10 protein-coding genes, 2 tRNA genes and 1 rRNA gene are annotated in these 16,669 nt (G+C 42.0%); 8 read left to right on the forward strand and 5 right to left on the reverse strand.

Going from position 1 to position 16,669, the window contains the following annotated elements; all coding sequences use genetic code 11:
- Positions 1-3: 3 nt before the first annotated feature.
- The 3 genes from rrf to C9J48_RS12125 all read left to right on the forward strand — a co-directional run bounded on the left by rrf (position 4) and on the right by C9J48_RS12125 (position 409).
- Positions 4-119, forward strand: a 5S ribosomal RNA gene (gene rrf / locus C9J48_RS12115).
- A 100-nt stretch (positions 120-219) separates the two neighbouring features.
- Positions 220-296 (forward strand) — tRNA-Asp (locus C9J48_RS12120).
- A 36-nt stretch (positions 297-332) separates the two neighbouring features.
- Positions 333-409 (forward strand) — tRNA-Trp (locus C9J48_RS12125).
- A 272-nt stretch (positions 410-681) separates the two neighbouring features.
- Here the strand turns inward: C9J48_RS12125 and C9J48_RS12130 are convergent.
- Together C9J48_RS12130 and C9J48_RS12135 are read right to left on the reverse strand one after the other, a co-directional pair.
- Positions 682-2,649, reverse strand: a complete 1,968-nt coding sequence (locus C9J48_RS12130; protein ID WP_006230590.1) for an alkyl/aryl-sulfatase — start codon at positions 2,647-2,649, stop codon at positions 682-684.
- A 113-nt stretch (positions 2,650-2,762) separates the two neighbouring features.
- On the reverse strand, positions 2,763-3,695 hold the full coding sequence (locus C9J48_RS12135; protein ID WP_006230589.1) for a LysR family transcriptional regulator: 933 nt from the start codon (positions 3,693-3,695) through the stop codon (positions 2,763-2,765).
- Between the two features lie 176 nt (positions 3,696-3,871).
- Here C9J48_RS12135 and C9J48_RS12140 point away from each other — a divergent pair, with 176 nt between their 5' ends.
- The 4 genes from C9J48_RS12140 to C9J48_RS28090 all read left to right on the forward strand — a co-directional run bounded on the left by C9J48_RS12140 (position 3,872) and on the right by C9J48_RS28090 (position 7,153).
- Positions 3,872-4,570, forward strand: a complete 699-nt coding sequence (locus C9J48_RS12140; protein WP_006230588.1) for a 4'-phosphopantetheinyl transferase family protein — start codon at positions 3,872-3,874, stop codon at positions 4,568-4,570.
- A 644-nt stretch (positions 4,571-5,214) separates the two neighbouring features.
- On the forward strand, positions 5,215-5,670 hold the full coding sequence (locus tag C9J48_RS28080; protein WP_006230586.1) for a TonB-dependent receptor plug domain-containing protein: 456 nt from the start codon (positions 5,215-5,217) through the stop codon (positions 5,668-5,670).
- Between the two features lie 33 nt (positions 5,671-5,703).
- The gene (locus C9J48_RS28085; RefSeq protein ID WP_207383088.1) at positions 5,704-6,006 is read left to right on the forward strand and encodes a hypothetical protein; all 303 of its coding nucleotides are present in this window, start codon (positions 5,704-5,706) and stop codon (positions 6,004-6,006) included.
- Positions 5,996-7,153, forward strand: coding sequence for a TonB-dependent receptor domain-containing protein (locus C9J48_RS28090; RefSeq protein WP_006230584.1), 1,158 nt, complete (start codon positions 5,996-5,998; stop codon positions 7,151-7,153). Before C9J48_RS28085 ends, C9J48_RS28090 begins: the two co-directional genes overlap by 11 nt.
- A gap of 1,002 nt (positions 7,154-8,155) precedes the next feature.
- Here C9J48_RS28090 and C9J48_RS12155 read toward each other — a convergent pair.
- Both C9J48_RS12155 and C9J48_RS12160 read right to left on the reverse strand, forming a co-directional pair.
- A complete protein-coding gene (locus C9J48_RS12155; protein WP_006230583.1) occupies positions 8,156-9,376 on the reverse strand; it encodes a response regulator in 1,221 nt (406 codons plus the stop codon).
- Between the two features lie 536 nt (positions 9,377-9,912).
- A complete protein-coding gene (locus C9J48_RS12160) occupies positions 9,913-13,866 on the reverse strand; it encodes an AsmA family protein (RefSeq protein ID WP_006230582.1) in 3,954 nt (1,317 codons plus the stop codon).
- Positions 13,867-14,144: 278 nt separating this feature from the next.
- On the opposite strand from C9J48_RS12160, the gene murQ reads away from it, so the two are divergent.
- Positions 14,145-15,056 carry an N-acetylmuramic acid 6-phosphate etherase gene (gene murQ, locus C9J48_RS12165; protein WP_006230581.1) on the forward strand — a complete coding sequence of 304 codons (912 nt, stop codon included), beginning with the start codon at positions 14,145-14,147 and terminating at the stop codon, positions 15,054-15,056.
- Between the two features lie 143 nt (positions 15,057-15,199).
- Here the strand turns inward: murQ and C9J48_RS12170 are convergent, their stop codons facing one another.
- A complete protein-coding gene (locus C9J48_RS12170) occupies positions 15,200-16,651 on the reverse strand; it encodes a pyridoxal phosphate-dependent decarboxylase family protein (RefSeq protein ID WP_006230580.1) in 1,452 nt (483 codons plus the stop codon).
- Positions 16,652-16,669 lie beyond the last annotated feature (18 nt).

Genomic DNA, 16,669 nt, shown 5'->3' on the forward strand with positions numbered 1-16,669 from the left:
TTGTCTGGCGACCATAGCGCTGTGGCTCCACCTGATCCCATGCCGAACTCAGAAGTGAAACGCAGTTGCGCCGATGGTAGTGTGGGGTCTCCCCATGTGAGAGTAGGGCATCGCCAGGCGCCCAATTCGTTTTCATCTTTTTTAGAAAAAGATGAAAGCAAAAATAAAGCGGTGAACCGTTTTATTATAAGTAATAGCTTTATGCTGAATAGACACTGCGGAGTGGTAGTTCAGTTGGTTAGAATACCGGCCTGTCACGCCGGGGGTCGCGGGTTCGAGTCCCGTCCACTCCGCCATTTATTAAGACAAAGTTAAGTCTTTAAAATAACTACAGGGGTGTAGCTCCAACTGGCAGAGCAGCGGATTCCAAATCCGCGTGTTGGGAGTTCGAATCTCTCCACCCCTGCCATATTAAAGAAGGCTCATATCGAAAGATATGGGCCTTTTTGCTATCTGCAGCTAGAGGAAAGAGCAGCGGATTCCCCTACCATAAGAGCGCGCGTGTTGGGAGTTCGAATCTCTCCACCCCAACTATACAAAAAGCCTCAGCAGAAATGCTGAGGCTTTTTTGTATTTTCTAAATCTAAAAATCAAATCGCGTCAATATGAAAATTAACCAATTTAAATAAGTATCTGATCGCTAATCTATCTAAATAGTATGACCCATTCAGACTTTGTCGTTTATGGTGTAACTACGCCAAACCATAATTCGAATTGATCAAAGATCGACATTAACTGCTTAAATTTTGCGGGATCTGATACTTTCACTTCACCCGTTTTCATTTCTTCAACCAAAGTTGATTGCTTGGTGATCATCTTTTCAAATGCATCACGGCTTAGCGTCACGGTAAAGGTCGCATCATCAAACTGGCGATCTTTGTACGATTTCAAGACCGAGTTATTCAGTGCCATCGAGTACTTTCCATCACCTGTGACGTCGATGTTCACTTTCATATCCATGCCTTTGGCTGCTTCCGGTTTTACGGTCACTCCCAAATATTTCAAGAACTGATCAAATGGCATGTTCACTGCAATCGCGGCAGTGCTAGGTGTCGCCACTGGTTTAATTCCCTCACGCAGCTCTTTTGCACCACCCAAGTAGTAGTTGCGCCATGGACCCGATTCGGCTTGGTAACCCAATTGTTCCATCGCGTCGGCTTCAAGATAACGTGCATCTTTGTTATCAGGGTTCGCAAAGGTCACGTTGTTTAGCAAGGTCACCGCCCAGCGGTATTCTCCTTTAGCAATCGCCTGCTTGGCTACTTCGATCACTTTATCTTCACCACCAATAGCTTCGACGTATTTTTTACCTTCTTCTGTCGGAGTTAGTGGGTTCAAGTTTGCAGGGTTACCGTCCCACCATGCACCAAAGTAAAAATCATATGTAGCACGCGCATTGTGCGATACAGTGCCGTAATATCCACGGTTGTACCACTCTTTATCTAATGACTCAGGCAGCTTTATTGAGGCCGAAATCTCATTCGGTGTGTAGCCTTTGTTGGCTAAGCGTAAGGTTTGGTCATGAACAAACTTGTAGCTGTCCCGTGTCTTGTTCAGCTGTTCTTTGATTTTGTCTTTGCCCCATGTCGGCCAGTGGTGCGAGGCTACCATCACGTCGGCTTTATCACCATAAGTAATCAAGGCTTCATCAACGTATTCCGCCCACTTGGAAGCATCACGGGTTTTTGCTCCACGTAAGGTCGAAATATTGTGAATAGTATGCGTCATGACTTCGGCTGCCATCAACGTTTTGTATTTTGGAATGTAGAACATGAATTCTGACGGCGCCTCAGATTCTTGCGCCATCATGAAATCAAATTCCAAGCCATCGATGGTCTCAATATGCCCCGTTTCCGATACAGTCACCGTTTCTTTCACAATACCCGGTGCTCCTGTCGAGGTCGTTTTGCCTAAACCACCATCCACTTGCCCCTTTTCACTCGCCTGCAACAAGTTGCCATACATGTATGAAGCACGGCGAGACATGGTATTACCTGCCATCAGGTTCTCTGCAATTGAATGGTCGAAGAAGCCTTCTGGCGCAATCACTTCCACTTTGCCATCTTTAACCGCATCTTCGGTAGTCACGCCTAAAATGCCGCCAAAGTGGTCAACATGAGAGTGCGTGAAAATCACAGCAGTAACAGGCTTATTTTCAACATGTTGTTTCAGTAGGGTTAGCCCTGCAGCGGCGGTTTCTGGAGAAATAAGTGGGTCAATGACGATCCAGCCTTTGTCTCCCTGAATAAAAGTCATGACGGATAAATCAAAGCCACGCACTTGGTATACACCATCTTCCACTTTAAATAGACCGGTGATGTTGTTCAGCTTGGCCATGCGCTGCAGTGAAGGATTAATGGTAGCAATGTCGTTATCACCATTCAAAAAGTCATATTTGCTGAAATCCCATACCACGTTGCCATCTTTGTCTTTGATGGTTTTTTCTGGCCATTTTGCAATAAATCCTTTGCTTGCGGCATCGAAATCAGCAGTATTGGCGAAGTCGAGGTACTGCTTCAGGCTTTCATTTTTTTGAGTTGTATACGAGGAGGCATCTTTAGGCTGATTTGTAATATCACTGGCTGCCTGTGTATTCCACGATAAAGCAGAAAGTACAGAGAAAGCGATGATACTGTGTTTTATTTTCATTGCTATGTCCTTTCAATGACGTTGATATCCATACAACGTAAACGAATAGACAAAAAGGAGCGATATTGCGAACTTTAATTCGCAATTAACTAAACTTGAATCCATTTATAAGATCATAAATCTGTCGATGCCCCCAAGGGGCGACTTGCCGACAGCAATGCTTGTTTTAGCCACTGATGCCCTTGATCTGAATGAATAGATTGGTGCCATGTCATGTAAATCGGTAGTGGTTTAACTTCCATCGGTAAGGGTAATGCTTTCAAGTTGGGGAAGTCTTGTAATAATTCAGCGTGCAATGCACTGACCACGCAAAGCCAATCGGTTTTTGATGCCAACATCATCGACATAAATACCGAATCAGACTCATAAGCAATACGGCGTTCAGGGAGTATGTCTTTTGACAATGAGTCTAAGGTCTGCGTATTGTGTCGTTGGGTTTTCCATAAAATATGGGATTCGGCAAAAAATTGGTTCATAGTCAATTTTTCACCCACCCGGGGATGATCTGTGCGACAGACCACTACCAAGGGCAGCTCAAATAAGCAGGTATTTTGGTAGCCAGCAGCTGACATCGGTACAGTGGCCAAAATCAGATCGGCTTTGCGCATTTGTAAATCCGTTTGGCGTGCTGTTTCATCTGTATGGCCAATGTTCATTTTCAGTGTTACATGAGGTGCATACTTACGTAAGTAGTGTTCAAGTGCTGGCAATAATAGAATATCGATATCTTTGTGACTAGACAGATGGAAACTACGGTGGCTGGTTCGAGGATCGAACGCTTCACGGTGGATAGATTGGCCTAAAAGATATGCAAGAGGTTCTTTTATGTCAGCATGTAACCCGAAGGCAAATGCGGTTGGTACAATGCCGCGACCTTGGCGTGAAAATAAAGGGTCATGATAATTATCGCGTAATCGGTTCAAGGCGTTACTGACCGCAGGGGCTGACATCTCCAATTGTTCAGCGGCACCATTTACGCTGCCCACCTTCATTACGGCATCAAACACACGTAGTAAATTCAGGTCAAGATTCTTTTCCTTATTCATGTTGTTCCACCATGCCTATTTGTTGTTACATCGTGCTAGTAGAATACGAGCATCTAGTGCTTAGGATAATATTGTACGTTAAGTATTTAAGCATTTGTTTATTAAACTGCAGGTGGAAAGTAATGCCCTTCCCTTGCTATGATGCTTACCTCTGAGAAACGGAAAGCTCAATAAACATGAATCCCCCCTATATTTCGCAACTGATACCTGTTGTTTTACCTGATTTTTCAGGTGTATGTTTTCAATGCGAGTTTGATCCTGAATTTTACACAATAGAAGCCCCCCGACAGCTTGGGATTATTTTGCCGGAAACATTGCACAGTGCGGTGAAAAAACGTCAGGCAGAGTACGTGGCAGGACGTTATTTGGCGAAGCGCTGCCTTTCAGCCTTAGGTGGTACTGAATCTGATGTTGGGATTAGTCTGCATCGTGCACCGTTATGGCCAAAAGGAATGATCGGATCGATTAGTCATAGTAGTAATAAGGCGATTTGTGTTTTAAGACAGTGTGATTTGCCTGAGCAAGGGATTGGCATCGATATTGAGCAGTGCTTAGCAGACAGTACTGCCACGTCTATCAAAAATACAATTATTAATGAGGCAGAGCAAGCCCTGATTACAAAGCATGATGTGGATTTTTCTACAGGGCTAACGGTAATATTTTCGGCCAAAGAGAGCTTGTTTAAAGCTCTTTTCCCTCAGGTTCGTGCGTACTTTGATTTTTTGGATGCTGAAGTTATTACGATGGAACGAGATAACTTAACGATTATGCTCAAGAGAACACTTACACCAACACTATCTGCAGGTTGTAAATTTACCGTTCAAATCTATAAACAAAATATGATGATAAGAACATTCACTCAGAGTCGAATTTAATGATAATAATTTTTATTCATTATTATGGAGCAATGAGTGGTTACACTCAGCGTTCCTTCTCTTTAGAATGACTTATCATGGGCGATTACTTAAAAACCAAATCTCGTGTTTTCGTCTCGCACTACTTATTAATATGTTATCGATTGGTACATTAATGATGGTTATGCCATTAGGTGCTAATTTAGTTAGAATTAGCAGCCAATTTCTCATGGCAAGTTACTTTCTTTCTTTTTGGTAGTATAGGAGTCGGCTTTTCTCTTTCAATCGAAAGAACTGAAATGCCCACAAGCCTTGTTTTTATGTCTGTATTGAGGATTGTAGGCATTAGTATGTTTGGGCATTTCTTACTGGTTCCAAATCTATCCACTTTCTTCCAATTCAACCTTCATTTTCTACGAGAACAAATCAGTGTGTTGTATTAACTCGGCGGTGTAGCACGCCGCCAACAGACAGTTCTTCAATTATAATGATAGTTATAAGCTATTGTTTTTTAATGTAACACAACTGTTTTCGGTTGATTTATAGCTTATACGAAGAGAAATGGTAACGCTTTAACTCATAAGTGAGGTCAATGTCTTGGTTTGAATTATAATATTGACGATAATAATTATCATTCGCGCCATTGTTCGTAATGGAGTGTGAAAATGTTACAGCATCAGGGAGATAGCCATTTTGCGCTAACTCAGTTAAATAAAGCGTTTATGGCTATTGGTCTATTATCCTCTTCAATGGTAATGGCAGACACTGCAACTACTGATGATGTTATGGTCATTACAGCGTCACAAACTAAGCATCCAGAACTTACTGCTCCAGCATCAGTTTCTTATATTACACGTGAGGAATTAGGCAAATTAGTGGTTAATGATGTAGCAGAGGCTGTGAAGAAGTTACCGGGTATTAATATTAACCCAGGTACACCTTATGGCCGTAATGAGATTAAAATTCGTGGCTTGGATTCTGATTACACTCTGTTGTTGATCAACGGTAAACGTACGAGTTCCCGCGATGCGCTGACATCGTCGTACGGTAATGACTTTGATCTTTCAAGTATCCCAATGTCTGCGGTTGAGCGCATTGAAGTCATTCGTGGTCCCATGTAATCACTTTATGGTGCTGATGCTCTGGGTGGTGTAGTGAACGTGATTCTCCGCCAGCCGACAGAGCAAACAGAAGGTGCTGTGGGTTATCAATACGAAGGTCCTACGGAAGGTAGTGGTGGTGATGTACACAAGTGGAATGTGTATGCTGGCGGTTCTCTGATACCAGATACATTACTGGGTAACATTATTATCGAGCAAAGCTCTCGCGATGCGTGGCGTACCGACCAATCATTAAATCCTGATTCTGACGTTCTGGAAGAGCGTGATGAACTGAATATCTTCTCTAGCTTGAAATGGCTGGCAACTGACCAGCAAGATATTGATCTTGATTTATAGCAAAGATGATCGTGATGCCGATTGGAACAACTACGGCAATGTTGTTAATAACGTGCAAAAGTTGGAGCGTATAAACGCGACATTGACGCATAACGGTTACTGGTCGAAGTTTGATTCTCGTGTACGTTATAACTACGAAAACTCTGATTTGAAAGATGATTCAGGTCTGAATACTAGTGTGGGAGATATTACACAGACTAATAATACGCTTGATGGCCAATTGTCTGGCTATGTAGGTTCACACTTGTTAACGGGGGGAGCTGAGTACCGCATTACCGATCTGAAGAACAACCTGACATTGTCAAAAGGCTCGGAAGATTACAGCCAATCAGCGATTTACCTGCAAGATGAATTTGAAATTGGTGATCTGGCCGTTACCTTAGGTGGTCGATTCGATGACCACGAAGTATATGGTGGTGAGTTCAGCCCACGTGCTTATGCGGTCTACAGCATTACAGATAACTGGGTAGTGAAAGGCGGTGTGGGTAAAGCATTCAAAGCCCCAAGTCTGAATCAATACAGTGATTCATATGCTGTGCTTGCCTGTCGTGGTGCTTGTTACGTAGTAGGTAACCCTAACCTTAAAGCCGAAACAGCTGTCAGCTATGAGCTTTCAACTGGCTATAAAACAGATAGCTGGGGCGCTACAGTCACTGCGTTTAATAACGACATTGATGACATGATCCAAGCAGAGACTTGGGACCGTGTTAAAAAAGAACTGACGTATTTTAATGTACAAGAAGCACAGGTGCGTGGTGCAGAACTGTCTGGTTGGTTTGATGTGACTGATACTGTTAGCCTGTCGGCGAATTATATGTATACTGATGCGAAAGACAAGACGACAGACAAAGAGTTGACATTGACGCCGAAAAACACGGTAAATGTTCAAGTTGATTGGCAAATGCGAGAAAACGTATACACCTATGTGTCTTACCAATACACCGGTGAGCAGTATGTACGTACTGATGAAAAATCTGGTGGCTATGGAACATTTGATTTAGGCGCACAGTATGAAGCAGTTAAAAACCTAAACCTAAAATTAGGGGTAACTAACCTTACTGATGAAAAGCGTGATGATGCGGCTGTGAAATATGATTACATCATGAAGAGTCGTACGATCTATGCGGGTGCTTCTTACGCTTTCTAATAATCACCGTTAACCATGCTTATACATATAAAAATAAGGTCTGATGTCTAGCCCTTATTATTTATGGTGTATATCAAAGCTATAAATAATACCAATAATAATAAAAACACTAGTTGCTATGTGATGCAGGATTAACTTTACGGCTGGGTAAATAGGGAGTTGTGTCATGCAATGAACGCAAAGTGAGACGTTAACTTTTAGTTTTGCATCATTCCCACCAAAGACAGAATTTATATTTACATCTGAACACCATAGTTTAATTGCATCTGGTATTAATCAAACGATTATACAGCCTGCTATTGATGGTGGTTTCTAATAGCCATCAACTGTTTCATGACGATATTTTTATTTCTGAATTAAATGCCGATACGCCGACGATTCGTCATTGATTAGTTGAAGGTGAAGCAACATTGGTACGTTAATAACCGAACTCTTGATGGCTCAGCAAGAAGATCTAAACGAGAAGGTAGTGGAATTCACATCTACCCCCACTTCTGAAGTGGCTTTCTTTCAACTCTCCGGTGGCAGTACCTGATCCCGCGAACGCACAATGATTACTACTACAGTGTCCGTACCAGCGCTGAATTGCCATTAGGGCTGTACAATATTGATTTACTATCGAGTGGCAGTTATCTGGACAGAAGGAATGAAGAAAACTTCACATTTACTGCAATGTTGTTGCTTAGAAAAATCATCTATGAGCTGGACAGTTAAAAAGAGCAAGTAAACGTTCTGACTAGTGGGGCTATAGCCTCGGATTATGCACTGAACTATTTTATGCCAACACCATTTAGTACTTAGACAATAAAATTAAATAACTGGGAATATATTGATATCAGTGTAGTAGAAAACATTAAGGTTAGTTTATCTAGTATTCCTATTCCTGATTGGTGAAGAATCCCAGCTCTAATGTAGTGAACTATCCCACCCAATAATCATAGCCTGACGGTACGTTATAGGGTGGGATAGTTCATTACATTCGAATCTTTTATTAAGCGTAATTTATTCAGTGACGATTAAGTTACGCCCATTTGCTTTCGCTTTATATAAACATTTATCTGCACGGCTAATAAGATCATGCACGTTACTGTCTGCGTTGACGACCCCAGCACTAATTGTATAGCTAATTTGATTATTGAGGATATTGAGTTGGCTGTCTGCAATGTCATTTTTTAGCGCTTCAAGGCGTTGGTTGAACACTGTTGGTGAGTTGCCATAAAGTATGCAGAATTCTTCGCCACCAAATCGTGCGACAAGGGCATCTGAAAAGTAATTTTTTAATGTGTTAGCAAATTCAATCAAAACCATATCGCCAATGTGGTGGCCATGAGTATCGTTGATTTTTTTAAAACTATCGATATCAAGTAATGCTAAACATCGAGGACTAGAATGGTTTTTTGACAATGGTTGGTCAAAGAAATAACGACGGTTCCACGTTTGGGTTAGATAGTCTTTATTCGCCAGATGAAAAAGGTGACGCTCAGAATCTAGAATGTTTAAGGTACTGTGTAAACGACAATAGAATTCTTCTTGATTAAATGGCTTGGTTAAAAAGTCATTTGCACCGGCTTTAAGAAACTTCGCGGTTAATGCTGCTTCATCACTGGCTGATAACCCTATTATAGCGACTTGTCCGGGGCGGTGATGTTTTCGTATTTCTTTAATCAGACTAACACCGTCACGTTCTGGCATTGAATAGTCGGTAATAATTAAACTAATATCTTTGTGTTGTTGGAATACTTCTAATGCGTGCTCACCATTTTTAGCTTCAATCACTGTAAGATATTGGCGTTCAAGTAAACTGCGAATATAACGGCGAGCCGTCGTTGAATCATCAACAACAAGTATTTTATGATCGCTGTTACTTTCTAGTCGCTTTAATATGGGAATGATCGACGCTATACAAGCTGGGCTATCTTTAGGAATATAATCAATAACCGTTTTTGCCAGTACTTTTTCGCGTGTCATTTCATCCATCAAAGCCGTGAGAACGATAACTTTAATATCGACAGATAAACAAACATCAATAATCTCACCATCTTGTCCATCAGGTAGACAATAGTCAAGAATTGCGCATAGGAAGTCAGTTGTTTCATCAAGTATTCTTTCTGCTTCAGCGATAGTTTCGGCGAAGACTGGGAAAAAACCCGACTTTCGAAGTTCTATTTCAATCGCTCTTCGAAAAGGGCGGCTATCTTCTACAACTAATATTTTTTGTTCCATTGTTACGGCAACCTTGAGGAGATTATCTAATAGTTGAGTGATGTATCATTGCGTATTTTTAGGCGAAAGATTATGCGCTATTTTACAATGTGATACAAATAAAGATGTCAAAAAAAAGTTTATAAATGAAGGTGATAACTTAAAGGTGACTATTTATTGACGGTTTTAGTTATATGGAATGCCATTCATGCTTTGGTAAACAGTATGTTAAGCATTAATGTTAGTTTTTTGTTCTCAATCTGGTCTGTTTGTATGTCAATTGCTTGCCAGTGTTCATTGTTACTGATGGTGAGTATTGATATAAACCATATTAGTTATCATTCTGTTGTTATGTTTACAGCGAGTCTTTAAGTAAAATTAAGCAGAAGTGAGACGTAAAAATCTAAAGCAACGAAAGTTAAATACAGATGAATAGTTATCTTATATACCTAAACTACTTTGGATATAAATCTTCCCCCTTTGATGTTCCAAAAATGAAGATTCAAAGGGGGAGTGTTGTACTTAGCTCATGAATTTGGCAGTAATAATTTTATGGCTTATGAACCTTGCCAAATCCGCTCACAGGTTTGACTACCATCTTGTTCAAGCGGTTTTTCGATTAACCAACGGATCGGTGATACAACGGGGCTTGTCGTAAAGCGAACTGAAGTTTCGAAAATAGCAGACCAAGGCACATCCAGAGCGAAGTCTTCAAACTTACCATGTACTTCTACTGGGGTTTGTAAACTGAATATTTGCGCCTTTTTTGACTTAGGGCTTAGGTATAAATCAAACGCGCGATCTGCATAGCTGGCATTAAACAAACCATTGACTTGAATGCGAGTGGTATCAAGCAGCAAGTTACGTTGAGTCATTGTTCCCTGTTTAATATCCATGCCCGCTGCAACGCAATTTAATACCGATGGGTCATCATTGGTAAAGTTGGGTAAAATGGCATCGGTTAAGCTGACAGCCCACAGATCGATTAAATTGGCTTCAAATGTTTTAGGCCAAGCAGCAAACCCAATGAATCCGTTCGCATTCTTCATCAGTGTATCTGGGGTGTTGGCGGTGCTTGTTAGGCTGAATTGCGTACTGATTTTACCGTGCATATCAGTATTCGGATCGAGTCGACGCGCAAGAATGCCATAATCAAAATTGGTTACTTTACCCTGCAGGTTAATATCAAACATTTCTTGTTTGGCTTTCACTTCACCATGGATATTGATATCGCCACCGAGTAATTTCACCTGCAATGGTTGCAGAGTGAATTGCCCTTGCTCTAGTTGCCAATATAGCTTGCCCGCGCCTAGCCAGTCAGCTCCTGACCGTACCTCATCGACATCGAGTTTGAAGTTAGCGTTCACTATCTCTAAACCTTCAGGGCTAATAACGGGCACTACATCACTATCTTTGCTATTGATTGTCGTACTTTCAATAGATTGATCTTCAGCTAACCATGCTTGCCAGCCTGTTGCCTTAAAGTCATTAATTTGGATAAATGGTGCATGCAAAGCGATATCAACAGAAGGACGATCTTGTCCTTTTATTGGCGGAATAATGTCACCTTTGCCCATTAATTTACTGTCACCCACTTGTACCATCATATCGCGCAGGTGGTAGCCAATATCATCCATCGACATTTGAGCTGCAAGCTTTATCGGGCCATAAGGGGGCAGTTCAACACCAGTAAAGAGGTTAAAGCGATCTAAGTTCGGTGTGTAAGCATCAAAAGCGAGATTTAAACGTTTAATGTCCATTGGCAGGGTAACGCTAGAGCGCGCATTGAATGCCATATCACCCACATTAACCGTTAAATTAACGGGCATTGATTTTCGTCCGTCATTGGCTTGTTTCAGTGACAGTGAATCCAATTTTATAGAAACTGCGCGTTCAGATGCTTGCCCTGCGATTTTGAGCTGTGTTGCATCATTAGGACCCGTAATAAAGTGTCCATTATCAAGTGAAACATTAATGGCTTTTCCTGTGTAGACATCAGCGAGTTTAAGTTCGCCTCCCGACATTTTAGCTTCGATTTTGGCTTGTTCCATTAACTCGATAATCGTGCGGCCCGATAGGTCAATGGCAAGTTGGGCTGATTTAAGCTTCATGCCCAAATCATCGGTCACATCAAATTGTGACAGAATACGGCCAATATCGGGGTTATTAACGCCAAGATTAAGCTGCGTACTGATGTTTGCATTATTCAAGTTAAACGCAATATCTCCGTTATAACGACTGCCGACATAACTTACCTCAAAAGGTGAAGCTGGCATTTTTCCGTTTCGCACTTTTCCTGTGAAGTTCACGTTATCGACATGTTGATCTGCCCATGTCATTGTTTTTACGCTAAGTGATAAATCAGCATCTGCAATAACAAGGTCATTGCCTAATAACGGCACATCTAGATTCACGCCTTGTGTCGGTACTGCTTGTTCTACTTGGGGTAATTCATCATCGTTAATAAACTGACCAAATTGCGTGAAGTCCAATTGGTCAAATTGCATGTTAAGCACTAAAAATGGGTTTCTCTCTTGAGCTAACCACTTGGCTTCAAATTGCCCTTTGGTGTTCATTAAAGATAAAGTGGGTATATCAAGGTTGATCCACTTATCTTGATAAGTCAGTTTACCGTTTAATGCAATTTCACCATTTACGCTAGTTTGCGTACCTAGCCAAGGACTTAGCTTGCTAGCATCATCACCTTGAACTGTTAGGTTGAACCAACTGCCTTCTTGCCATTGAGTTCCGACTAATAAGCCTTGTGCTTTTACATCTAAAACTGAGCTATCGATATGTAATCGTGTTGACCAATCGCGACCATTAATTATGTCACCGAGCGTGCCAGCTCTAGCCGTTACATGGGTCGGAATCCCCATGAGCTCGCCTTGAATATCAGAGCTGAAAGGGCGATTCATTCCTGCTGCTAATTGGGCGGTATCAATTGCAAATGTTGCTTGGCTGCCCCAGCCGACATTGGCATCATCAATTGAAAGTGCAACTTGGCTATTATCTAACCATTCTTGCAGTTTGGTGCCTTGAGTCGTGACCTTTAACTCAGACGATGTAAGGTGACCCGAGGCATAGGGGATACCCGTTAACCAGCCGGCAATTTCTCCTAGAGAAGAATCTTTTGCCCCCAGGGTAATATCGACATTCGATGTCCACTCTGTTGCATCAATCGTGGCATTACCGCGAAATGGAACATTGGCAATGTCTGCGGTCATTGGTGCTTGTAATTTTCCGTCGATCCCTTCGATATTTAGCGATAAATTGGCAACGTTTGTACCTAGTCCTTTAACTTCGCCAATATTTACGCCGACTTTGGTGGTGGTTTTCATTAGCCATTGGTCGAGTGCCCGCTGTAATGGTGACTGTTGTGGTGCAGCACCATAAGCCGACATCATCATTGGTTGGGGCTCTTCTGGTTGTAGCCATGGGCGTAAATCAATCAATGGAATATCGAGTTGCCCTTCAATGAAGTTATGACCGTCGGTGTATGGCACATCCAGCTTAACGTCAAGGTTGCCTTTGGCTTGGGTTATCGGGCTTGTTAGGGTAAGGTCGGTAATCGCGAAATGATTCATAGAAGCAGTGACATCAGCGTTTACGCTAAGTGGTGCGATAGGTTTTACATCAAGCCCTAATAAATCTTCAATGGGGCGAGTATCTTGCCAATCGAGCTGTACTGTAGCGTGTGACTCGCCTTGTTGTAGCGGTACGATATTCGCGTCGATGTTAAGTTGTGCGCCTGCAAACTCTCCCTTCGCTTTCAGTAAACCCTGCTGCTCATTAATTAGGGTTTCCAGATCGCCTTCAAGGGTTAAATCATAATTTTGCCCCATGGTGTGACCTTTTACATCAAGCTGCCATGTATCAGGTTTGGTCAGATTAAGGTTTTCTAAAAACAAGCCAATATATTGATTTTGAGTCTGATCTTCATAAGCTAATGTAATATTTTTCGCTGAAATACTGTCACTTAAACGTAATGAGAAAGGCAATCCGGAATTAGATGGGTCTTGGTTTTCATCATTGGTATTTAGGTTTACTGGTAAGGGCTGCTCATTAAATGCCCAATTTGTTAGGCCATCTGCAGTTTTAGCTAAATTCAGAGCGATATTTTCAAACTCAAGATGATCTATTTCCAAGGTGTTATTTAAAAGAGGTAACACTGATATTTTGGCTTCTAAGTAACCAGATGTCAGCATTGGTTGCCATGGAATAGCCTCAATATTTCCTATCATTACTCCTTCAAGCCGAATTGCTGGGCTGAATGAGATCTCAAGTTCGATATCGCCTGCTATTTCAGCGTCGCGGTGAAGGTTATTTGTTAGCCACTGATTTATATAAGTACGGTGTGGCGCGAGATCTAAATTAACGCCGTAACTTAATACGCCCGTTATTAGGATTACTGGACTTAAAAGGCCAATCGAGGCCCATTTGGCAATTTTTTTTAATCGGCGAGGCTTAATTGAAGGCGAAGCGTCTGTTTGTGAATGCGGTTGAGTCATAAATTAAGCGCTTTAAATGTCCAGGATAAATAATAAATTGGATGATGTTTTATTGCTTAAGATACCATGAATAAGGGCTCTACAGATATGAGTTGACCATAAAATGACAGTATTCGTAACCAGTCTTAATAAAGGCAATGTAGTATCTCGGTGGCATATTTGTCTTAGATTACCCTGTAAAGCAGTACATGAAGGGGATTGATATAGAATATGCGAGTTGTTGCTAAATATAAAATTCCCTATTATCTAACGCTACATACCGATATTGAGCCAATGCCATGAAAATTGATTTAACCAATTTGATTACCGAAAGCCGTAATGCAGCCAGCCAGCACATCGATACTTTATCAACCATCGATATGTTGAAAGTGATCAATGATGAAGATAAAAAAGTGGCATTAGCGGTTGAACAAACATTACCAGAAATTAGCCAAGTGGTAGATGCCATCACTGAGGCATTTAAAAACGGTGGACGTTTAATTTATACCGGTGCTGGTACATCTGGTCGTCTGGGTATTTTAGACGCAAGTGAGTGCCCACCGACTTATGGTTCTAAACCTGAACAAGTTATTGGTCTTATTGCGGGGGGGCATACTGCTATTTTACGTGCTGTAGAAAATGCAGAAGATAACCGTGAGCTGGGTGAAAGTGATTTAAAAGATCTTAATTTTAATGAAAAAGATGTGCTTGTCGGAATAGCGGCAAGTGGACGTACTCCTTATGTTTTAGGGGCGATGGCGTATGCCAAATCGGTGAATGCTACCGTTGCTTGTATTAGTTGTAACCCTAACAGCCCCATGACAGAAGCTGCTGATATTAGTATTATCCCTGTTGTGGGTGCAGAGGTGGTAACGGGCTCATCCCGCATGAAAGCGGGTACTGCGCAGAAATTGGTGCTGAATATGCTGACGACGGGCGCAATGATTCGCTCGGGTAAAGTGTTCGGTAATTTGATGGTCGATGTTGAAGCCACCAATGCCAAGTTGGTTGAACGTCAGAAGAAGATTGTTATTGAAGCAAGCGACTGCAGCCGAGAAGAAGCAGAAAGTGCATTAGCGGCATGTAACGGACATTGCAAAACAGCAATCGTAATGGTGTTGGCACAGTTAAGTGCAGAAGAGGCAAAGCAGTTATTGGATAATAATAAAGGCTTTATTCGTGCTGCGATTGCGGTAGAAAAAGATGCTTAAAAGATGCCTAAAAGTTAAGGTGTAAAAAATATTATTGGTTTACCCCATGCCTATCTTTTCGAGCAGGCTTCCTGATAATAAATTAACAGGTCTATCATCTCGGATAGACCTATTTTACGTTAGCCTAACCACTCAAGGTAGTTTCAGACTGCATGTTCTTTTTGCTGAACCTTCTCCAGTTCCATATGATAGATTTCAATGATTTTTTCTGCAGAGGCATCAATGTCTTGTGCTGTGGTATGGCAGCTCAAAACAGAGAACAGCATAGTTTTTAGCCCTTTGTAGCCAGACGTCGAGGGGTAACAAAAACCATCTTGCTGCAGTTGGTGAACAATACGGGCGGTCAGCTGATCGCGAAATGCGTCATCTCCCTTACCAAACTGAGCAGAGAAACGGTTTGATACCACATCATTGAGAATGGTGATGCCATCAACATTACGAAGTTTATCAGCCATTCGTTTGGCTAATGTGCAGCAGTTATCTAAATGGACTTGAATACCTTCTTTACCCAGCGATTTGATCGTGGCGTATACTGGTACTCCTCGAGCTCGACGAGAGGCAGATATACCAAAGTTAATGGCATTTCTATCCGGTTTTGCAATGGCGTCAGTGAGGTAATCTCCCATGTTACTCCCCCCCATAGCCTTCGCCAATAAACCTGCATCTTTTACTATCACCATGCCGCTGTCATAAGGCATGTTGAACCATTTATGACCGTCGGTATCCCATGAGTCCGCTTTCTCAATCCCTTTTAATAAATGTTTTTGCGTATTACTTGCGGCCGACCACAAGCCAATAGCACCATCAATATGAAGCCAAGCATTCGGGTGGGCTTCAACACTCGATGCAATTTCATCAAACGGGTCAAAAGCACCAGAATCGATACACCCAGCCTGAGCACAAACTAAGGTTGGCCCATCACATTCGGCTAGGATCGCTGGTAATGTATCTGGAATAATTCGGAGGTTCTGATCGGTGGGAATCGTCTTGATGTCTTTAAGTCCAATGCCAATCATTGATAAAGCACGCTTAATAGTCGAATGAATTTGATCACTCATTACGACATGAATACGGGGCGCGCCATATAAGCCATTCGCAGCAACATCCCAGCCCGCTTTTTCCAACAAGCTGTTACGTGCAGTGATCAGTGCAGTGTAAATAGCTTCTTGAGCGCCAGAGGTAAAACCCACACCTGCGGTTTTCGGTAGGTTGAGCAGATCCAGCATCCACTCTGCAGCCGTTTCTTCAACAATGGATGTTGCGGGGCTTGATACGTAATAAGGTACATTCTGATCCCATGCGCTCACGAGCCAATCAGCCGCTAACGCAACAGGGAACGAGCCACCAATTGCATAGCCAAAATAGCGAGGTCCACCTGAGCCGATCAATCCTTCTTCAACATCCGTGACCAATTTCTGAATCACTTGGTCTGGGGCTGTTCCTGTAATCGGCAGTGTTCCCCCTATTGCTTCTCGGAGACTCCCTGAACTTGACTGTTTATCAATTGGTCTTTCAGGCAAAGATTCTAGGTAATCGACTGCATGGTCTAATGAACTATTTAGTAATTGACGATATTGATTAAACTTATGGGACATAATAAACCTCATTAAAAT

It is taken from the genome of Photobacterium profundum, assembly GCF_003026285.1.
GTDB classification, from domain to species: Bacteria; Pseudomonadota; Gammaproteobacteria; order Enterobacterales; family Vibrionaceae; genus Photobacterium; species Photobacterium profundum.